General features: G+C 69.2%; 16 protein-coding genes. 2 read left to right on the top strand and 14 right to left on the bottom strand.

Translation table 11 applies throughout. The annotated features are described in order from the left end of the window. Positions 1–3: 3 nt before the first annotated feature. Positions 4–1803, top strand: coding sequence for an autotransporter assembly complex protein TamA (locus V5A19_RS05835; protein WP_332317202.1), 1800 nt, complete (start codon positions 4–6; stop codon positions 1801–1803). Beyond that, positions 1800–5765, top strand: coding sequence for a translocation/assembly module TamB domain-containing protein (locus tag V5A19_RS05830; protein WP_332327734.1), 3966 nt, complete (start codon positions 1800–1802; stop codon positions 5763–5765). The genes V5A19_RS05835 and V5A19_RS05830 overlap by 4 nt, the downstream gene beginning before the upstream one ends. 60 nt (positions 5766–5825) lie before the next feature. Here the strand turns inward: V5A19_RS05830 and alaS are convergent, their stop codons facing one another. The 14 genes from alaS to rpiB form a co-directional block, all read right to left on the bottom strand. Beyond that, positions 5826–8471, bottom strand: coding sequence for an alanine--tRNA ligase (gene alaS / locus V5A19_RS05825; RefSeq protein ID WP_332317200.1), 2646 nt, complete (start codon positions 8469–8471; stop codon positions 5826–5828). Between the two features lie 299 nt (positions 8472–8770). Further along, the gene (locus V5A19_RS05820; RefSeq protein WP_332317199.1) at positions 8771–9244 is read right to left on the bottom strand and encodes a regulatory protein RecX; all 474 of its coding nucleotides are present in this window, start codon (positions 9242–9244) and stop codon (positions 8771–8773) included. Between the two features lie 22 nt (positions 9245–9266). After that, complete coding sequence (gene recA, locus V5A19_RS05815; protein ID WP_443081382.1) at positions 9267–10403, bottom strand: recombinase RecA; 1137 nt, start codon at positions 10401–10403, stop codon at positions 9267–9269. 149 nt (positions 10404–10552) lie between these two features. After that, positions 10553–11464 (bottom strand): CinA family protein, encoded by a 912-nt coding sequence (locus V5A19_RS05810; RefSeq protein ID WP_332317198.1) that lies wholly within the window; start codon positions 11462–11464, stop codon positions 10553–10555. Between the two features lie 340 nt (positions 11465–11804). Continuing rightward, positions 11805–12263, bottom strand: coding sequence for a phosphatidylglycerophosphatase A family protein (locus tag V5A19_RS05805; RefSeq protein ID WP_332317197.1), 459 nt, complete (start codon positions 12261–12263; stop codon positions 11805–11807). Further along, positions 12260–13273, bottom strand: coding sequence for a thiamine-phosphate kinase (gene thiL / locus V5A19_RS05800; RefSeq protein ID WP_332327733.1), 1014 nt, complete (start codon positions 13271–13273; stop codon positions 12260–12262). The genes V5A19_RS05805 and thiL overlap by 4 nt, the downstream gene beginning before the upstream one ends. Beyond that, entirely contained in the window at positions 13260–13748 is a 489-nt protein-coding gene (gene nusB / locus V5A19_RS05795) for a transcription antitermination factor NusB (protein WP_332319047.1), read from the bottom strand. The genes thiL and nusB overlap by 14 nt, the downstream gene beginning before the upstream one ends. Positions 13749–13751: 3 nt before the next feature. Then, a complete protein-coding gene (ribH, locus tag V5A19_RS05790; protein WP_332319046.1) occupies positions 13752–14219 on the bottom strand; it encodes a 6,7-dimethyl-8-ribityllumazine synthase in 468 nt (155 codons plus the stop codon). Continuing rightward, on the bottom strand, positions 14206–15498 hold the full coding sequence (locus V5A19_RS05785; RefSeq protein WP_332319045.1) for a bifunctional 3,4-dihydroxy-2-butanone-4-phosphate synthase/GTP cyclohydrolase II: 1293 nt from the start codon (positions 15496–15498) through the stop codon (positions 14206–14208). Before V5A19_RS05785 ends, ribH begins: the two co-directional genes overlap by 14 nt. 77 nt (positions 15499–15575) lie before the next feature. Next, the gene (locus tag V5A19_RS05780; protein WP_332319044.1) at positions 15576–16292 is read right to left on the bottom strand and encodes a riboflavin synthase; all 717 of its coding nucleotides are present in this window, start codon (positions 16290–16292) and stop codon (positions 15576–15578) included. Positions 16293–16378: 86 nt separating this feature from the next. Further along, entirely contained in the window at positions 16379–17494 is a 1116-nt protein-coding gene (gene ribD, locus V5A19_RS05775; protein ID WP_332319043.1) for a bifunctional diaminohydroxyphosphoribosylaminopyrimidine deaminase/5-amino-6-(5-phosphoribosylamino)uracil reductase RibD, read from the bottom strand. Positions 17495–17498: 4 nt separating this feature from the next. After that, complete coding sequence (nrdR, locus tag V5A19_RS05770; RefSeq protein ID WP_332319042.1) at positions 17499–17957, bottom strand: transcriptional regulator NrdR; 459 nt, start codon at positions 17955–17957, stop codon at positions 17499–17501. 33 nt (positions 17958–17990) lie between these two features. Further along, entirely contained in the window at positions 17991–19244 is a 1254-nt protein-coding gene (gene glyA / locus V5A19_RS05765; RefSeq protein ID WP_332319041.1) for a serine hydroxymethyltransferase, read from the bottom strand. A 107-nt stretch (positions 19245–19351) separates the two neighbouring features. Then, positions 19352–19789 (bottom strand): ribose 5-phosphate isomerase B, encoded by a 438-nt coding sequence (gene rpiB, locus V5A19_RS05760; protein ID WP_332319040.1) that lies wholly within the window; start codon positions 19787–19789, stop codon positions 19352–19354. Between the last annotated feature and the right edge of the window lie 109 nt (positions 19790–19898).

Below are 19898 nucleotides of genomic sequence, written 5' to 3'. Positions count from 1 at the left end.
CCAATGGCAACGGCCGTCCGCCGCAGCGCTGGCCCGGGCCCTGCCCGGGCCTTCGTTTGCCTGTGCCTTTTGCTGGGGCATCCCCTGCCGGCTGTTGCCGAAGAGGGTGGCGGATCGGTCGAGATCAGCGGGGTCTCGGGGGAGGTGCGCGATAACGTCAGGGCCTATCTCGGCATCACCGACCTGGCCGGTTCCGCCGAGGCCGAACCGGAGCAGGTGCGGCGGGCCCACCGCCAAGCCCCGGAGGAGATCCGACGGGCCCTGCAGCCCTTTGGCTACTACCAGCCCACCGTTCGCGCCAACCTAGCCACCGAAGCGGAGGGCTGGACCGCACGCTACCGAGTGGATCCCGGTCCGGCAGTGCGCATCGCCGGCCTCGAAGTCGCCGTCGTCGGCCCCGGTGCCGACGACGATGCCCTGAACCAGGTGATCACCGACAGCGCCCTGCAGCGGGGCGAACGCCTCCACCATGGCGACTACACCAATACCAAGCGCAAGCTTATCGAAACTGCGGTGCAGCGGGGCTATCTGGACGCGGTCTACCGGCGCAATGAGCTGCGAGTGCGACCAGAGGCGGGAAAGGCCGAAATCCACTTGGTGCTGGCCAGCGGGCCGGCCTATCATTTCGGCGACATCCGGGTGGTCCAGGAAATCCTGGCAAAGGACCTGGTTGCGCGCATGGTACCTGTGCAAGCGGGCGACCGGCTGACCTCAGGGCGCCTGCTGGACCTCCAGCTCGCCCTGTCGGACACCCCCTACTTCCAGCGGGTCAACGTAGACTTGCAGCGCAGCCGGGCGAAACCACTGCATCCGGAAGGCAACGGCGCCGGAGCCGTGGCAGTGCCCGTGGTGGTGGCGACCGACCCGCGGGCATCGCGCAAGTACAGCCTGGGGCTGGGCTACGGGACCGACACCGGGCCGCGCCTGAGCGCCGGTCTTGAGCTGCGGCGCCTCAACCGTAGCGGACACCGCTTCCGCACCGACCTGATGGTTTCCGCGGTGCGCCAGGATTTTAGCGCCCGCTACCTTATCCCCATTGGCGACCCGCGAACCGACACCATGAGCTTCACCGGTAGCTACGCGCGGTCGGAGCTCGGCGACGGAATCAGCCATAAGTACAGCGTGGGCATCAGCCGCGACCGGAGGTGGCGGGGCTGGCAGCGCAGCATCTACACCCGCTATGCCATGGAGCGGTTCGTCTTCAGCGACGAGAGCCAGCGTAGCCGGCTATTCACACCGGGAATCAGCCTGAGCCGGACCCGCAGCGATGACCCCGTCCGCCCCAGGCGGGGATGGAGCCTGTTCGCCGACGTCCACGGTGCCCACGAAGACCTGCTCGCCGACAGCCGCTTTACGCAACTGCGCAGCCGACTTCAGGCCGTCCTGGGTCTGGGCTCCCGTGTCCGCCTGCTTGCCCGGTTAGAGGTGGGGGCCAATTTCACCGATGATTTCGCCGCGCTGCCCGCCTCGGAGCGTTTCTTCGCCGGCGGCGCCCGGAGCGTGCGCGGCTATGCCTACCAGTCCCTAGCGCCCGAGAACGCCGCCGGTGACGTAGTCGGTGGCCAGCACCTGGCCTCCGGCAAGATCGAGGCCGACCTGCGGGCCATCGGCAACTGGGGTGTCGCCGCCTTCTACGACGCCGGCAACGCCGCCGACGACTGGCCCCCCGAGCCCAAGGCCGGGGCCGGAGGGGGCCTTCGCTGGTTCTCGCCCATCGGCACCATCCGCCTGGACTACGCAGTCCCCCTCGACAACCCGGACCGGGATTTCAGCATCCATTTCAGCATGGGGCCAGACCTTTGACGGTCCGCGTCCTGCTCAGTTGGGGGCTGCTGGCGGCGCTGGTAGGGGGCATCGCCTACCTGCTGCTCAGCGCCACCGGCCTGGCCCTGGTCTGGGGCCAGGTGGCACCCTATCTGGCCCCCACCGTCCAGGCCGAGGCGGTTTCCGGCCGGCTTGTCGGCCCCATCCGGATCCGGGGTCTCACCGTCGACGGGGCAAGCTTCCACATGCGGCTGGATCAGGCCGAGCTGGACTGGGAGCCGCTGGCGCTCCTGGGCGGCGACCTGATGCTGGACTACCTCCGCGGCGAAGGCCTCCGGATCACCCACCGCCCGGCCGAGACATCTCCCGCTACGGAGCCTTCCCCTTCACCAGCCCCCCTGGAGGCCTGGACGCCGCCGGTGGCGCTGGAGGTCCAGGATCTGGATCTACGCCGGGTAAGCCTGTACCCGAGCCCGGAGGCCGAGCCCCGGACCATCCGCCATCTCCAGGCCGAGATCGGTGCCGGCGCGGATGCCGTTTACGCCCGTAATCTCCGGGTGGCTGCCCCGGCACTGACCCTGAGCGGCGAGGCAACTGTGGCGCCCTCCGGCGACTACCCGTTGGAAGCCAGCCTGGACTGGGCTCTGACCCTGCCCGAGCAACCGCGGCTATCGGGCCGAACCCGCCTCAACGGTGACCTGGGCCAGGCGCTCACCCTGATCCAGCGGATGGATCCCCCCCTGCCCTTGCAGGCAGAGGTTCGCATCGACAATCCCCTGACCGAACCGCGCTGGGCCCTGAGCGCCCGCGCCGAGAACCTGGATCCGAGCCAGCTGGCCGACGACCTGCCGCCGGTAACGGGGGACTGGCACCTGGTGGCAGAAGGCGACACCGCTTCCGCGCAAGGGCGCCTGACACTCCAGGGCCGCCATCCCGATGTGGGCCCCTTCCGCACCGCCGCCAACTTCGGGGCGGAGCTTGCCGGCACGAGGCTGGTCCTGGACCAAGTGGAGGCCACCGCAGACGAGATTCCCGGCCGCATTACCGCCCGCGGTGAGATCGCCCGGCCCGATCAGGCGCTGCACGTGGACCTGAGAGGGGACTGGACCGGCCTACGCTGGCCATTCAGCGGCCGGGCCCGGTGGCGCTCCCCCAGCGGGCGGTGGCGGCTTTCCGGAACCCCGACCCACCTGGCGGCGACGGTCCACGGGCGGGTCAACGATCGCGGCCGGGTGGATGCCGCCCTTACCTACGGGGCGGAAGACCTGGGCGGCAAAATCCGCTGGCGTAACCTGGCCTGGCCCGACCGGGAGCTGGACCTGGCCTCCCCCGACGGCGAGCTGACCGTCACCGGTCGCCCCAGCGACTACACCTTTCATCTCGATGCCGGGCTCGACCACGCCGGGGACCACACCGGACGGATCCGGTCGCAGGGCCGGGGCGATCTTGAGGGCCTCGTCCTGGAGCGTTTCCGCGCCGAGGTCCTGGGCGGCACCCTCGACGGCGAGGGTAAGGCGGCCTGGCACCCCCACCCGGACGCCCGCCTGGACCTGCGGTTCTCGCAGCTGGATCCGGGCCTCTGGCTCGACCGCTGGCCCGGGAGCCTGGAGGGACGCATTACGGCAGCGGGCAGCTGGCCGAAAGGCGGACCGCGGGTCGAGCTGCCCCGGCTGGACCTGTCGGGCCACCTTCGGGACCGTGAGGTGGCGGTCTCCGGATCCGGGAGCTTTCGCCCGGGCCGACTGGAGGTGGCGGGCCTGGAGCTCGCCGCCGAAGGCACCACCGCCACGGTGAAAGGCCGGGTGGCCGAGGACCTGGATCTGAATTGGCGCGTGGACAGCCCCGACCTCGGGGTGCTCCATCCCGAGGCCGGCGGCAGCCTCGGCGGTTCCGGTCGGCTCACCGGGACTCGAACGGAGCCCGCCATTCGCACCGAGATTACCGGCGCCGACATTGCTTTCGCCGAGCACCATGTCGGCAAGCTGGAGCTGGCCGGGCGGCTGGACCTGGGCGGCGCCGAGCCTTCCGATATGCGCCTGGCGGTGGATGAGGCGGTCCTGGCGGGCCGACCCCTGAAGCGGCTGCGGCTCGAGCTCGGCGGGCAGCCTCTGGACCATACCCTCGACCTCGCAGCCGCCACCGAAACCGCCACCGTGGAGGCCAGCCTGGACGGCCGCTGGCGACGGGCCGAAAACCACTGGGACTTCACCCTGAACCGCGCCCAGCTCGGTTGGCTTCAACTGCCACGGGACTGGCACCTCGAGGATCCGGCCTCGGGATCGGCCGGCCCCGGTCGGGCCACCCTGGAGGAAGCCTGCTTTACCGCCGGCGGACCCCGCCTGTGCCTGGCCGGGGAGGTGGCGCCGGACAAGGCGGCCGCTCGGTACCGCGCCCAGGCCCTGCCCCTGGGTTACCTGCTGCCGCTGCTGCCCCCGGGCACTGCTCTGGAGGGTCGGGTTGGCGGCTCCGGGAAGCTGGCTTGGGAGGACGGAATCCTGACCGGGGAGGCGGAGCTGGCCACCGGCTCCGGACAGCTCCTGCACACCAGGGGGGACGAGGAGCCGGGGCAGGTGGTCGCCTTCCGGCCCAGCCGCGTCCGCTTGAGCGCCACTCCGGAGGCTATCCGCGCCCGAGCCGAGCTGGACCTGGGGCAAGCCGACCACCTCCGGGCCAACCTGCGGGTTCCCCAGGACCGGGGCCCATTGATCGGAGCGCCCGCCACCGGTCGCCTCCAGGGCCAAATCACCGAGCTCGGTGTGGTCCCCGTTATGGTTCCGGAGATCACCGAGCTGAAGGGCCGGGCCGAGGCCGATCTGCGCCTGCAGGGCAGCCTCGGCCGGCCGGGCTGGTCGGGGCGCATCGCGGTCAGCGCCGAGCGCCTGGGCCTGGACAGCCCCGGAATTACCTTTCAGGACCTGACCCTGGCCGCCGAGCCCGGTCCCCAAGGGACCCTGGAGCTGACCGGTTCCGCCCGTTCCGGGGGCGGCCGATTGCAGCTGGCGGGCCAAACCCGTCTGGGAGAAGAAAAACGGCAGGGCGATCTGCGCCTATGGGGCCAGGATTTTCAAATCTACGACACCCCCAGGGCCCGGGTCTGGGTGTCGCCGGAGCTGTCGCTGGCCCTAAGCGGCCGAGACCTTGCCGTGGATGGCCAGATCCGCGTACCGCGTGCGGCCATCACTCTCAAGGACCTCCCCGCCCAGGGGGCTGTCACGGTTTCCCCAGACCAGGTCATCGTGCGGCCGGAGGAGGCGGAGGAAGAGGCGGCGGTGCCTTGGCGCGTAACCAGCCAGGTGCGCCTGGTCATGGGGGACGCGGTTTCCTTGGAGGGGTTCGGTCTTTCCAGCCGCATCGGGGGCGACCTGACCTTGGTAACCGAGCCCGACCGGCCCACAACCGCTTCCGGCGAGCTGCGCACCGAGGAAGGAATCTACCGCGCCTACGGCCAGCGCTTGACCATCGAAACCGGCAAGCTGCTGTTCGGCGGCGGCCCGGTGAGCGACCCGGGCCTAGAGGTGCGTGCCGTGCGCCGCCCCCGCACCGACATCCTGGTGGGCGTGCGCGCCTCCGGGCGCCTGCGCGAACCCCGGTTCGAGCTGTTCTCCGAGCCGCCCATGACCCAGAGCGAGCAGCTGTCCTGGCTGGTCCTGGGGCGTTCCCTGGAGAACACCTCCGGGGGCGAGCACGCCGCCCTTAGTCGGGCCGCGCTCATGCTGGGGGCCCGGGGCGGGGGCAAGGTGGCTGAGGCGGTGGGCACCGAACTCGGCCTGGACGAGGTCGGCCTCCAGACCCAGCCGGGCGAGACGGGCGAAGAGACCGCCCTTGTTCTGGGCAAACACCTGTCACCCCGGCTTTATGTGAGCTACGGCATCGGTCTGTTCGAGGCCGTGAACACCCTGCGCATGCAGTACACCCTGTCGGAGCATTGGCAGCTGGTAACCGAGTCCAGCACCCGGCAAACTGGCGGTGACCTATTCTACACCATCGAAACGGGGAAGTAGGCCTTCACCCAACCAGCGGCCCTTCGGGCCGCCCGTTAACGAGCCCCTGGCTAGGTCGGCTCAGATCGTCAGAAGCCCCTCCACGTAGTCACTGACCCGCTCCAGGGCGGCATCGAGCTTGTCGGGCTCCTTGCCTCCGGCCTGGGCCATATCCGGCCGGCCACCACCCTTGCCGCCCACCTTCTCGGCCACGTGGTTGACCAGGTCCCCGGCGGCGATGCGATCGGTCAGGTCGGAGGTGACCCCGGCGATGAGGCTCACTTTGCCGGCCTCCCGGTCCGGGACCCCCAGGACAATGACCCCCGACCCCATCTTGTTCTTGAGCTGATCCACGGTCTGGCGCAGGGACTTGGGATCCTGGCCCTCCAGGCTGGCGGCCAGCACCTGGATGCCGCCCACCTCCTGGACGTCGTCCAGCAGATCGCCGCTTTGGGCCGAGGCCAGCTTGCTCTTGAGCTGCTCCACCTGTTTTTCCAGGTCCCGCTGACTCGCCACCAGCTCCTCGACCCGTTCGGCGGCCGTGTCCTCGGTGCCCTTAAGCTGGCCGGCGATGCGGCCCAGCTGATCCTCCTGGCGCTGAACGTGGTTGAGCGCCTCCTGGCCGGTCAGGGCCTCGACCCGGCGCACCCCGGCGGCGATACCGGTCTCCTCCACGATCTTGAACAGACCGATATTGCCGGTGCGCGAGACGTGGGTGCCGCCGCACAGCTCCATGGAGGCCGGCCCCATGCTAATGACGCGCACCTCCTCGCCGTATTTCTCGTCAAAGAAGGCGATGGCCCCCTTGGCCTGGGCCTGATCCAGGGTCATCCAGTCCGCAGCCACCTCGTAGTTGGCCCGGATGTGGCGGTTCACCTCGTTCTCGATGGTACGGACCTGGTCCCGGGTCAGGCCTTCGTAATGGCTGAAGTCGAAGCGCAGGCGCTCGGGCTCCACCAGCGAGCCCATCTGCTGCACGTGGTCGCCGATCTGGCGGCGCAGGGCAGTGTGCAGAAGATGGGTGGCGGAGTGGTTATAGGCGGTGGCGTGACGGGCCGACTCGTCCACCTCACAGTAGACGCCCTCGCCCACCTTGAGGCTGCCCTTGGCCAATCGCCCCACGTGAGCGATCAGCCCAGGCAGGGGCACCTGGGTATCGGTGACGACGAACTCGGCCGTCTCGGTGGCGATGCGGCCGGTATCCCCCACTTGGCCTCCGGATTCGCCGTAGAAGGGGGTCTGGTTTAGAATAACCACCCCTTCCTCGCCGGACTGGAGCTCACTGTAGCAGGCATCACCGGCTAGTATGCCGGTGGTCCGGGCCTCGGCGGAGAGGGTCTGATAGCCCAGGAACTCGCTGCCCTCGATGCTCTCGAGCAGGTCGTAATAGGCCTGCGCCACCTGGGTATCGCCACTTCCACCCCAGGCGGCCCGGGCTCGCGCCTTCTGCTCGGCCATGTGCTGGTCGAAACCGGTGGTGTCCACCGCGAGCCCGCGCTCCCCGGCGATGTCTTCGGTCAAATCCAGGGGGAAGCCGTAGGTATCGTACAGGCGGAAGGCCGCTTCCCCGGGGATCTCGGTGGCGTCCGGAGGCAGGTTGCGGATGACCTCGTCCAGCAGGGCCAGGCCGTCGGCCAGGGTGTTGGCGAAGCGCTCCTCCTCGATGTTGAGGACCCGCTCGATGGTGGCCCGCTGCTCCGCCAGCTCGGTGAAGTGGTAACCCATGGTGGCGATCAAAGGATCCACCAGCTTGTGGAAGAACAACTCGGTGATGCCGAGCATGCGCCCGTGGCGGATGGCGCGGCGGATGATGCGGCGCAGCACGTAACCGCGGCCCTCGTTGGAGGGGATGACGCCGTCGCTGATGAGAAAGCTGCAGGCGCGGCTGTGGTCGGCGATCACCCGCAGGCTGACGTCGGTTTCCTCGGCCTGGTTATAGGCCGCCCCGGACAGCTCCGCCGCCTTGTGGATCAGGGGCAGGAACAGGTCCGTATCGAAGTTGTTGTGCACTCCCTCCATGACCGCGGCGATGCGCTCCAGGCCCATGCCGGTATCGATGTTGGGGTTGGGCAGATCATGCAGGTTGCCCGCCTCATCGCGGTTGTACTGCATGAACACCAGGTTCCAGATCTCCACGAAGCGGTCGCCCTCGTCCTCGCCGGAGCCGGGCGGGGCCCCGGGCAGGCCGGGGCCGTGATCAAAGAAGATCTCCGAGGACGGCCCGCAGGGACCGGTGTCGCCCATGGCCCAGAAGTTATCGGCAGCGCCCACGTAAGCGAAGCGGCCGGGATCGATGCCCATCTCGTTGAGCCAGATGCGGGCCGCCTCCTCGTCCTCGGTGTAGACCGTAACGAACAGCTTCTCGGCGGGCAGGCCCAGCTCCTCGGTGAGGAAGGCCCAGGCATACTGGATGGCCTCGCGCTTGAAATAGTCGCCGAAGGCGAAGTTGCCCAGCATCTCGAAGAAGGTGTGGTGCCGGGCGGTATGGCCGACGTTCTCCAGATCGTTGTGCTTACCGCCGGCGCGCAGACAGCGCTGACTGGTGGCGGCGCGCACGTAGTCGCGCTTCTCCCGGCCCAGGAAAACGTCCTTGAACGGCACCATGCCGGCGTTGGTGAACAGCAGGGTGGGGTCGTTCTGGGGGACCAGCGACGCGCTCGGCACCACCTGGTGGTCCCGGGCGGCGAAGAAGTCGAGGAAGCGTTTCCGGATCTCGGCGCCTTCCATGGCGGGCCTCTTGAGCAAACCTAGTGTGAGGGGCGGCGCCCGGCTGGCGGGCGCGCAAAGACGCCGGGAGCGCGGCCACCCACCGGCGGTTGCCGCACTCCCCGCGTTTGTTGGGCCGCCGGCGCATTGCCGACGGGGCCCTTACTAAGGAGAACAGTAGTTTGTCCCAGTGCCCACCCGCGGCCGAAGACAAACCACTCCGGAGAACCCTACCCTACGGGCATCCCCCGGTCGTTCATTGCCTCCGGCCCCGGGCGCTGGGCGATCGTCTACTTCTGTTCGTTTGGGTATTAGAGCTTTTAAGGGCCTTCCGGGTTTCCTCCGGCCTTGACCACGCGGGCACACACCTCCGGGGCGAAGCCCCGCTGCTGGAGGTAGCGCATGCGCTTGGTGCGCTGCTTGAAATCGGCCGGCTCGCCCGAGCCGAAACGCTTGGTCAGCTGCGACGCCGCGAGCTGGCGCTCGGCCTCGTCGCCCAGGCTAGCCGGGGCAAGGCCCTCGCCCTCGATGCCGTGCTCGCGCAGCTCCGCTTCCACCCGGCGCGGCCCGAACCCCTTCGCGAACCGGGCCCGAGCGTACTCCTCGGCAAAGCGGGTATCGTTGAGTGCGTTCTCCGCCTCCAGCCGGTCCAGCGCCGCCTCCGTGGCGGCCGACGGATGATCGCGCTCGCCCAGCTTGTGGCCCAGCTCACGGCGGCTGTGCTCGCGGCGGACCAGCAGCTTGAGGGCCTGCTCGTAGGCGGCCGCCTCGGCATCCGGAGCCGGTGCCTCCATGGGTGCTCCCGCAGCCGCGGCGTCAGGCCTCGGACGCGGTCTCGCTCCCGCCCGCCTGCTCGGCGCCCTTGGCGGATTTGGCGGCCTTTCCGGACGAGGCCTTGCCGGCGGCCTGGGTCTGGCCCTTCGCCTGCGTCTCGCTCTCGGCCTCGTCAGAGGCGGCCTCCTCGCCGTTCAGCCCAGCGGCCTGGCGGATCTCCGCCTCCAGCTTGTCGGCCAGCTCCGGGTTTTCCTTGAGGTACTGGCGGGCGTTCTGCTTGCCCTGGCCGATGCGCTCGCTGTTGTAGGAGTACCAGGCCCCGGACTTTTCCACCAGGTTGTGGTCCACGCCCAGATCGATGATCTCGCTCTCGCGGGAGATGCCCTCGCCGTAGAGGATGTCGAACTCGGCCTCCTTGAACGGCGGCGCCACCTTGTTCTTCACCACCTTGACCCGGGTGTGGTTGCCCAGCACCTCCTCGCCCTGCTTGATGGCGCCGGTGCGGCGGATATCCAGGCGCATGGCGGAGTAGAACTTGAGGGCGTTGCCGCCGGTGGTGGTCTCCGGGCTGCCGAACATGACCCCGATCTTCATCCGAATCTGGTTGATGAAGAAGACCGTGGTCTTGGAGGAGTTGATGGAGCCGGTGAGCTTGCGCAGGGCCTGGGACATGAGCCGGGCCTGCAGGCCCACGTGGGAGTCGCCCATCTCGCCCTCGATCTCGGCCTTGGGCACCAGCGCCGCCACCGAGTCGAGGACCACGGCGTGCACCGCCCCGGAGCGCACCAGCATGTCGGCGATCTCCAGGGCCTGCTCGCCGGTGTCGGGCTGCGACACCAGCAACTCGTCAACGTTGACGCCGACCTTGCGGGCGTAGGTGGGGTCCAGGGCGTGCTCGGCGTCGATGAAGGCGGCCACGCCGCCCTGACGCTGGGCCTCGGCCAGGGCGTGAAGGGTCAGCGTGGTCTTGCCCGAGGCCTCCGGGCCGAAGATCTCCACCACCCGGCCCCGCGGATAGCCGCCCACGCCCATGGCGATGTCCAGATTGAGCGAGCCCGATGGGGTGGCCGGGACATCCACCGCTTCCTGCTCGCCGAGCCGCATGACCGAGCCCTTGCCAAACTGCCGATCGATGTTCTTGATGGCCGAGTCGAGCGCCTTCTGCTTTTCTGCATCCATAGCCGCCACCTTTTTCGCGTCGCCGGTGCCCATCTGCCACCGGGGAGTGTTCGCAAGCCTACCCGAACTGTAACGCAGTCGCACCCGGTTGAGAACAGGTAGAGAACGTTTGTTTTCGGAGGGCGGTTAACGCGCTAGTCGGAACCACTTCAGCTCACCAGCTCGCAGGCCATCCCCAGGGCCGCGTTGACGCTGCGCCAGCGCACCTCGCTGCGGCCGCCGGAGAAGGCGAAGCGGTGGGCCAAGGGCTCACCGTCCCGGTGACCGGCGCCGATCCACACGGTGCCCACCGGCTTGTCCACCGTGCCGCCGCCGGGCCCGGCGACGCCGGTAACGGCCAGAGCCAGATCGGCGGCGCTGCCCGCCAGGGCGCCGCGCACCATGGCCTCGGCCACCGGCTGGCTGACGGCGCCGTGCTCGGCCAGGTCCGCCTCGGAAACCCCCAAAAGCTCGGCCTTGGCGTCGTTGGTGTAGGTCACCCAGCCGCGGTCGACGTAACCGGAGCTGCCGGGGATGGCGGTCAGGCGCTCTGCCAGCGCTCCGGCGGTGCAGGATTCGGCGGCGGCGACGGCGAGCCCGGCCTCCGCCAGCCGAGCCCCCACCTGGTCCTCGGGGGAGCGCAGCTCGGGGTCCATCCCGGGCCAGGCGGTCTCGCCCTCTGCGCCCTCCAGCCACCATTCGCCGGGAAGGATCTCCCGCAGGCGGGCACCGGGTCCAGCCGCCTCCTGCAATGCCGCGCCGTCGGCGGCCAGCGCGATGCACCGGCCCGAGCGCCGCGGATCGGCGCCAGCAGCGGCCAGGGCGGCCACGGTGGCGCGCTCGGCCAGCTCCGGCTCCAGCAGGCGGATGGTCAAGTAGCCGCCGCTGCGGCGCCAGTCGGCCACCGTGCGGCCGTCCAGCGCTACCGCTTGGTGGCGGGGCTCCTGGCCCGGGGCGAAGGCCACCTCCAGCCACACCTCTTCCGAGGCCGCGGCGATGGCCCGCACCCGGGCGGCCCGCCCAGCTTCCCAGGGCGCCAGCAGGGGATCAGGGGTGCGAATCTCGACGCGGGTGCCGTTCATGACCGCGGCCTCTGATTCAGTGAGGACTAAGGGGTAAGGAGTGAGGCGTCACCTCAGAGGCCTAATCCGCAGATGACACAGATGAACGCAGATCAATGCTTGACCCTAATTACAAAAAGGAACAGAAGTAAAGTCCCCAGACCTGCCCGGGGGTGGCTGCAATGAGCGACTGGGGGATGCCCGAAGGGCAGGGTTCCCCGGAGCGGTTTGCCGCCACCTCCGGGCAAGCCCCTGACAAAACTTCTGTCCTCCTTAATACTGCCTGGGCAAATGTTTTCATCTGCGGACATCTGCGACATCTGCGGATGAGCCGTGGCCATTACCCCTCACTCCTAACTCCTCACGCCCACGGCCGCCAGGCGAACAGGATCTGGACCACGGCCAGGGCGTACACGCCCGCCACCACATCGTCCATTAGCACCCCCCAGCCGCCGCCCATACGGGCGTCGAGCCATCCCACGGGGAACGGCTTGAGAATATCAAAGGCCCGGAAGGCCATAAAGGCGACGACCATCGGCGCCCACCCCGCGGGCGCGGCGGTCAGGGCCACCAGCATGCCCACCACCTCGTCCCAGACCACGCTGGAGGGGTCATGCTCGCCCCGGGCGGTAGCCCCTACACCGCAGATCCAGGCGCTCAGGGGCAGGGTCACCACGATCACCGCCAGATAGACCGGCCACGGCAACACGGCGGCCAGCGCGTAATACAGCGGCAGCCCCAGCAGGGTGCCGAAGGTGCCCGGAGCGAACGGGATGCGCCCTAACCCCAGGCCCTCGGCGAGCCACACCACCGGCTTCACGGCTGCCCCTCCGGGGCGAAATGCTCCCAACCGCCGTCGGCCGGAACGCCGGGGCCGAACACCGCCCCCGGGCGCTCGGCCACCACCCGGCCCACAACGGTGAAGCGGGTGTCGGTGGTGTACTTGGCGCGCTGCAGGGCCTCAAAGGCGTCGCCACCGGCGGTGAAGGCTAGCTCGAAGTCCTCCCCACCGGTGAGGGCGTAGCGCTCGGGATCGATTCCCGCGGCCCAGGCCCACTCCCCCATGGGCGCCGACAGCGGCAGCCGGTCGGCATCGAGCTCGATGCCCACCTGGCTGGCGGCGGCGATGTGGCCCAGGTCGGCCACCAGGCCATCGCTGACGTCGATGGCGGCAGAGGCGGCCCCGGCGATGCCCCGGCCGAACACCAGCGGCGGCCGGGGACGACGGTGACGCGCCACCAGCCAGTCGTAGGCGCCGAGCCAGTCCGACGGCGGTTCGGACAACAGCACCAGGCCGGCGGCGGAATCGCCCAGGGTGCCGGTGACGTAGACGGTGTCGCCGGGGCGGGCGCCGCTGCGGCGCAGGCTGGCACCCTTGGCGGCCCGGCCGAGCAGGGTCACCGACAGGCTCAGGGGGCCACCGCGGGCGGCCACGGTGTCGCCGCCCACCAGCGTCACGCCCCACTCGGCCAGCGCGGCGTGCAGGCCGTCGGCCACGGCCTCGGCGCGCTCGGTGGCCAGGTCGGTGGGCAGGGACGCGGCAACCAGGGCGTGGCGGGGCGTGGCGCCCATGGCGGCGAGGTCGGAGACGTTCACCGCCACCGCCTTCCACCCGAAGGCAGCGGCGTCGTCGCCGGGGATGGCATGGATGCCCTCGGTGACCGTGTCCACCGCCGCCACCCAGTCGTCGTCACCGGCAGCGGCGAGCACCGCGGCATCGTCACCGATGCCGGTGCGGACATCCTCCGGAAGGGTGCGCTGCCGGTGGAACAGCGACTCGATCAGGGGGAATTCGCCGATGTGGCCGATGCGGTCCTTATTGGCCGGCATGGGGATCGGGTTGGGAGGCCGCGGCCTGCTCCTCGCGCCTTTCGCGGGCGATGCGATCGACCACGGCGTTGACGAAGCGGTAGCCCTGCTCGGTACCGAAGGACTTGGCCAGCTCCACCGCCTCGTTGATGGTGACCCGGTCGGGGATGTCGGGGCGCTCTAGCAGCTCGCACACGGCGGCGCGCAGGATGGCCAGCTCCACCCCGGTGAGCTCGTTCAGCCGGCGTGGCATCACCGCCGGGGCGATCAGGGCGTCGATCTCCTCCCGGCGGTCCACGGCCTTGCGTATCAGCTGCTGGAAGAAGGCCCGCTCGGCGCCCTCCAGGTAGCCGGCGTCCAGGAACTCCATCTCCAGCTCGCGCGGGTCCTGGGGGTTGTAGTGCCACTGGTAAAGCGACTGCACCAGCGCCTCGCGGGCCCGGTGGCGGGGATAGACGGCCTTTCCGCCGTCGGTGTCGGGGGCGTCGCCGGTCAATCTTCAGCCTTCCAGCTGCTGCAGCGTCCGGACCATCTCCAGGGCCGCCATGGCGGCATCGGCGCCCTTGTTGCCAGCCTTGGTGCCGGCGCGCTCGATAGCCTGCTCCACGGTGTCCGCAGTGATGATGCCGTAGCCTACAGGTATGTTGGCGCCCATCTGGACCTGGGCCAGGCCCTGAGTGACCTCGGCGGCGACGTAGTCGAAGTGAGGGGTGGCGCCACGGATCACGGCCCCCAGGGCAATGATGGCGTCGAACCAGCCGGTAGCGGCCAGCCGCTGGGCGGCCAGGGGGGTCTCGAACGAGCCGGGCACGCGCATCAGGGTCAGCTCGTCGCTAGCGGCGCCGTGGCGCACCAGGGTGTCCTCGGCACCGCCCACCATGTGGTCCACCACCAGGCTGTTGAAGCGGCTGGCGACCAGCCCGAAGCGCAGGCCGGTGGCGTCCAGCTGGCCCTCAATGGTCTTCATGCGACTCTCCGCGGTTGGCGTCCTGGGATTCGGTAACCTGCGGCCGGGTTCGCTCGCGCCGGGCGTCCACGGGCTCGCCCTCGGGGGGCAGCAGGTGGCCCAGCTTGTCGCGCTTGGCGGCCAGGTAGTGCTCGTTGGCGGGGTGGCTGGCGCAGATCAGCGGCACCCGTTCCACCACTTCCAGATCGTAGCCGCGCAGGCCGATGATCTTCTTGGGATTGTTGGTCATAAGGCGCAGCTGGCGCACCCCCAGCTGGCGCAGGATCTGGGCGCCCACGCCGTAGTTGCGCAGGTCGGCCTGATAGCCCAGCTCGGTGTTGGCCTCCACCGTGTCGCGGCCGGCGTCCTGGAGGTTGTAGGCGCGCAATTTGTCGATCAAGCCGATGCCGCGCCCCTCTTGGCGCAGGTAAACGATGACGCCGCGGCCCTCGGCGGCGATCTCCTCCATGGCGGCGTGAAGCTGGGACTGGCAGTCGCAGCGCCGGCTGCCGAAGATGTCGCCGGTGAGGCACTCCGAGTGCATGCGCGTGAGCACCGGCGCACCGTCGTCGATGTCGCCCATGGCCAGGGCCACGTGCTCGCGCTCGTCGACGTCGGACTCGAAGGCGACCACGCGGAACTCGCCGAGGTCGGTAGGCAGCCGCGTGTCCACCGCCTTGCGCACCAGGGACTCGGTGGCCATGCGGTACTGCACCAGATCGGCGATGGTGCCGATCTTGAGATCGTGCTCGGCGGCGAATTCCTCCAGGTCCGGCAGGCGGGCCATGGAGCCGTCGTCGTTCATGATCTCGCAGATCACCCCGGCGGGCTGGAACCCGGCCAGGCGCGCCAGGTCCACCGAGGCCTCGGTGTGGCCGGTGCGCGCCAGCACCCCGCCCTCCACCGAGCGCAACGGAAACACGTGGCCGGGCTGGACCAGGTCATCCGGACCGGCATCGGGGGCGATGGCGGTCTGGATGGTATGGGCGCGGTCGGCGGCAGAGATGCCGGTGGTGACGCCTTCGGCCGCCTCGATGGAGACCGTGAAGTTGGTGGCGTGCTTGGCGTCCCGGTTGCGGACCATCAAGGGCAGCTCGAGCTGGTCCGTCTGCTCCGGGGTCAGGGCCAGACAGATCAGGCCCCGGCCGTACTTGGCCATGAAATTGATCTGCTCGGGCGTGGCGTGCTCCGCCGGGAAGACGAGATCCCCCTCGTTCTCCCGGTCCTCATCATCCATGAGGATGACCTGCTTGCCGTTATGCAGGTCCTCGAGCAGCTCGGAAATGGGTCTGATGGCCATAGGTCTCGTCGTTGGCTGGCGGTGAGCAATAGTTAAGACAAGCCCCGCTGCGCGTGGTTCGAACCCGCCGGGCCCTGTTAGCCGCCTTCGCCCAGGCCGCCAAAGCAGGCGCGGGCCAGGGCCCCGCCATCCAGGCCGCCGTCCCCGCCCGCCGCGGGGAGGAGGCGCTCCAGATAGCGAGCTATCAGGTCCACCTCGATGTTGACCCGGTCCCCGGGCTGGCGGTCGCCGAGGGTGGTCCAGGCCAGGGTGTGGGGCACCAGGTTGACGTCGAAGCGGCCCCCTTTCACCCCGGCTCCGTTTCGCCTATCAAATTCATCACGGGGCAGCGCGCCAGCGGCGACGCCATTAACCGTGAGGCTGACGCCGTCGACGGCGATGGCGCCCTTGGGAGCCACGTACCGCGCCAGACCCTCGGGTAGCTCCACCACGAAGCGCTCGCTGCGGGCCTCGGGCCGGCGCTCCCGGAGCACACCGGCGCCATCCACATGGCCTGAGACCAGATGGCCGCCGAGGCGAGTGGTGGGCAGCAGCGCCTTCTCCAGGTTGACCCGGCTGCCCACCGCCAAGTCGGCGAAGGCGGTGCGCTGCCAGGTTTCGGTGGAGACGTCGGCATCGAACGCCTCCGCTGCCACCGAAACCGCCGTCAAACAGGGGCCGGACACGGCGATGCTATCGCCCACGGCGACATCGCTCAGATCCAAATCCCCGGCATCAACCGTTACCCGCCAATCGCCACCTGCGGGCACGATCGATCGGATGGTGCCAACGGCCTGGATGATTCCGGTGAACATGAAAGACCAGTTAAAAGTGTTCAGTTTTAAGTGTTCAGTAACGGCAAAAAGGCCACTGGTGCTCGCCTTCACTGAACACTGAAAACTTAACACTGAACACTCGGTTTGGCAGTGATCCGCCAATCCGGCCCGATCTCCCGCCGCTCCAGCACATCCAGCTCGATCCGCTCGGCCATGCTGGTTATGGCCTCGACGGCGAACATGGCCCGTCCGCCGGCGCCGATGATAGTAGGCGCCTGGTAGGTCACCAGACGGTCCACCCAGCCGCCGAAAAGCATGCTACCGGCTAGGGTAGCACCGCATTCGGCTAGAACCGAGTTGATCTCCCGGCGGCCGAGCTCATCCCAAACCGCCGCCAGGTTGAGCCGGCCGTCGCCGTCCGCGGGAACCGCCATCACCTCGGTGCCGGCGGCTTCCAGGGCCTGCCGGCGCTCGGCAGAAGCCTGGTGGCCCGCAACCACCAGGCAGCGCCCCGGTCCGGTAACTACACGAGCTCCGGGAACCGTGCGCAGCTCGCTGTCCAGCACCACCCGCAAGGGGTGGGCACCGCCCTCGGGGATGCGGGCGGTCAGGCTGGGATCGTCGGCCATCACGGTGCCGCTGCCGGTGATGATGGCGGCGTGGCCGTGGCGCAGGCGATGGACATCGGTCCGCGCCGCCTCGGAGGTGATCCACTGGCTCTCGCCGGAGCTGGTGGCGGTGCGGCCGTCGAGGCTGGCGGCAAGCTTTAGGGTAACCCAGGGCCACCCGGTACGGGCGCGCTTAACGAAGCCGGCGTTGAGGGCCTCGGCGGTATCGCCCAGGGCCCCCGTGTTTACCTCGACCCCAGCCTTTCGCAACCGCTCCAGGCCACGGCCGCTGACGCGCTCATCGGGGTCGGCCATGGCCGCCTCCACGCGGGCAACTCCCGCCTCCACCAGGCGGTCCGCACAAGGCGGTGTGCGGCCCTGGTGGCTGCACGGCTCCAGGGTCACGTAAGCGGTGGCACCCGCAGCAGCGTCACCGGCCCGCTCCAGGGCCGCCGCCTCGGCGTGGGCACCGCCCACCCGGGCGTGGTAGCCCTCGCCCACGATCCGGCCGTCGCGCACCAGAACACAGCCCACCATGGGGTTGGGATCGGTCCAGCCCCGACCCCGGCGGGCCAGGGCCAGGGCCCGGCGCATTAAGCGGCGGTCGGCGGCCTCGTCCGCGCCGCCGGCCACGGGCCTATTCCTCCCCCCGGTTCAGGCGGTCGAGCTCGGCACGGAAGGCGTTGACGTCCTCGAAGCGCCGGTAGACCGAGGCGAAGCGCACGTAGGCCACCTGGTCCAGGTCGCGCAGGGCCTCCATGATCCACTCGCCGATCCGGCCCGAGGGGATCTCCTTTTCGCCGGACTGCATCAAGCGGCGTTCGATGTCCCGAACCACCCCTTCCACGGTCTCGCTATCCACCGGGCGCTTCTCCAGGGCCCGCTTGAGCCCGGTGGCCAGCTTGTCCTCGCTGAAAGCTTCGCGCCGGCCATCGCCCTTGACCACCTGGGGCATGCGCATCTCAGCGCGCTCGAAGGTTGTAAAGCGGGCGCCGCAGTCCTGGCAGGCACGCCGCCGACGCACGGTCGCACCGCCCTCGGCCAGGCGAGAATCCTGGACCCGGGTTTCGTCAAAGCCACAAAAGGGGCAGCGCAAGGGGCCTCGCTTTGCTCTGTGGGACGTTTCGCCCTAGAAGTCGTAGATGGGGAATTCGCGGTTAAGGGCCAGCACCTCTTCCTTGACCCGGCTCACCGTGGCCTCGTCCTCGGGGTTGTCCAGGATGTCGGCGATCCAGGTGGCCACCTTCTCCGCCTCGGCGTCGCCGTAGCCGCGGGACGTGATGGCGGCGGTGCCGATGCGGACGCCGCTGGTCACGAAGGGCGATTCCTGGTCAAAGGGGACGCCGTTCTTGTTGGCGGTGATGTTGGCGCGGCCCAACACCTCCTCGGCGGCCTTGCCGGTGAGGCCCTTGCTGGACAGATCAACCAGGAACAGATGGTTTTCCGTGCCCCCGGAGACGATCTTGAAGCCGCGGTCGGCCAGCACCCGGGCCAGGGTCTGGGCGGAGCTGACCACCTGCTTCTGATCGGCCTGGAAGGGATCAACCATGGCCTCCTTGAAGGCCACCGCCTTGCCGGCAATGACGTGCATAAGCGGCCCGCCCTGGATGCCGGGGAAGATGTTGGAGTTCACCTTCTTGGCCAGGTCACCGTCATTGGTCAGGATCAGGCCGCCGCGGGGGCCGCGCAGGGTCTTGTGGGTGGTGGAGGTGGTGAAGTGGGCTTGGGGCACCGGATCGGGATGCTGGCCGGCCGCCACCAGCCCGGCGATGTGGGCCATGTCCACCAGCAGCCAGGCGCCCACCTCGTCGGCGATCTCGCGGAACCGGGCGAAGTCGATGGAGCGGGAGTAGGCGCTGGCGCCGGCGATGATCAGCTTGGGCTGGTGCTCGTGGGCCTGAGCGCGGACGTGATCGTAGTCCAGTTGCTCGGTGTCGGCGTCGAGGCCGTAGGAGACCACGTTGAACAGCTTACCGGAGAGGTTGACCTTGGCGCCGTGGGTCAGATGGCCGCCGTGGGCCAGGTCCATGCCCATGATGGTATCGCCGGGGGACAGCACCGAGAAGAATACCGCCTGGTTGGCCTGGGAGCCCGAATGGGGCTGGACGTTGGCGTACTCGGCGCCGAACAGCTGCTTGGCGCGGTCGATGGCCAGCTGCTCGACCACGTCCACGTACTCGCAGCCGCCGTAGTAGCGCCGACCCGGGTAACCCTCGGCGTATTTGTTGGTGAGCTTGGAGCCCTGGGCCTCCATCACCCGCGGCGAGGTGGAGTTCTCCGAGGCAATCAGCTCGATATGGTCTTCCTGGCGGCGGCCCTCGTTATCGATAGCCTCCTGGAGCTCCGGGTCGAATTCGGCGATGGTCTGCGATTTGGAATACATGGACGTGCCTCTGGTTGCGATTCGGGGGGCGGGCGAAATGACCCGCGCCCCCGACCGGGCCCGTGGACCCGGTCGGTGGCGCGGTGCGGGGGCGCCGGGGCGGCCCGCTAGCCTTCGATGGCCTCGATCTTGTCGACCCGCTGCTGGTGGCGGCCGCCTTCGAATTCGGCGCTCATCCAGGCGTCGAACAGGCTCTTGGCCAGGCCGGGGCCCACCACCCGGCCGCCCATGACCAGCACGTTGGCGTCGTTGTGCTGGCGCGACATGCGGGCCTCGAACTCGTTTTGGCACAGTGCCGCACGGATGCCCTTGTAGCGGTTGGCGGACATGCTGATGCCCAGGCCGGTGCCGCACATGAGAACGGCCCGGTCGGCCTCGCCGGCGCGCATCTTCTCCACCGCCAGGGTGGCGTAATCGGGGTAGTCGACGCTGGCGTCCTCATGGGTGCCGAGGTCGGTCACTTCAAAGCCCTGCTCGCGGATGTGCTCGAGCACCTCGCGGCGCAGGTCGGTCGCCCCGTGATCGGATGCCATTACGATTCGCATGCCCGCCTCCAAAGATTCTAAACCTCAAAACTAGGCCGCCCTCGGCGCCTGGGTAAGCAACTGGTAAACTAACCAAGTTACGAAAAATGCCCCCGGAATTCAAGCGCGC

The organism is Thiohalorhabdus sp. (genome assembly GCF_036628635.1).
In the GTDB taxonomy this organism is placed as follows: domain Bacteria; phylum Pseudomonadota; class Gammaproteobacteria; order Thiohalorhabdales; family Thiohalorhabdaceae; genus Thiohalorhabdus.
This window is presented reverse-complemented; position numbering and strand designations above follow the sequence as displayed.

Coding starts and splice junctions, on each gene's coding strand:
- rpiB (WP_332319040.1), bottom strand. CDS start 19,789: ATGCGAATCGTAATGGCATCCGATCACGGGGCGACCGACCTGCGCCGC.
- V5A19_RS05810 (WP_332317198.1), bottom strand. CDS start 11,464: ATGAACGGCACCCGCGTCGAGATTCGCACCCCTGATCCCCTGCTGGCG.
- recA (WP_443081382.1), bottom strand. CDS start 10,403: ATGGATGCAGAAAAGCAGAAGGCGCTCGACTCGGCCATCAAGAACATC.
- V5A19_RS05835 (WP_332317202.1), top strand. CDS start 4: ATGGCAACGGCCGTCCGCCGCAGCGCTGGCCCGGGCCCTGCCCGGGCC.
- thiL (WP_332327733.1), bottom strand. CDS start 13,273: ATGCCGGCCAATAAGGACCGCATCGGCCACATCGGCGAATTCCCCCTG.
- glyA (WP_332319041.1), bottom strand. CDS start 19,244: ATGTATTCCAAATCGCAGACCATCGCCGAATTCGACCCGGAGCTCCAG.
- alaS (WP_332317200.1), bottom strand. CDS start 8,471: ATGGAAGGCGCCGAGATCCGGAAACGCTTCCTCGACTTCTTCGCCGCC.
- ribH (WP_332319046.1), bottom strand. CDS start 14,219: ATGAAGACCATTGAGGGCCAGCTGGACGCCACCGGCCTGCGCTTCGGG.
- V5A19_RS05820 (WP_332317199.1), bottom strand. CDS start 9,244: ATGGAGGCACCGGCTCCGGATGCCGAGGCGGCCGCCTACGAGCAGGCC.
- V5A19_RS05785 (WP_332319045.1), bottom strand. CDS start 15,498: ATGGCCATCAGACCCATTTCCGAGCTGCTCGAGGACCTGCATAACGGC.
- V5A19_RS05780 (WP_332319044.1), bottom strand. CDS start 16,292: ATGTTCACCGGAATCATCCAGGCCGTTGGCACCATCCGATCGATCGTG.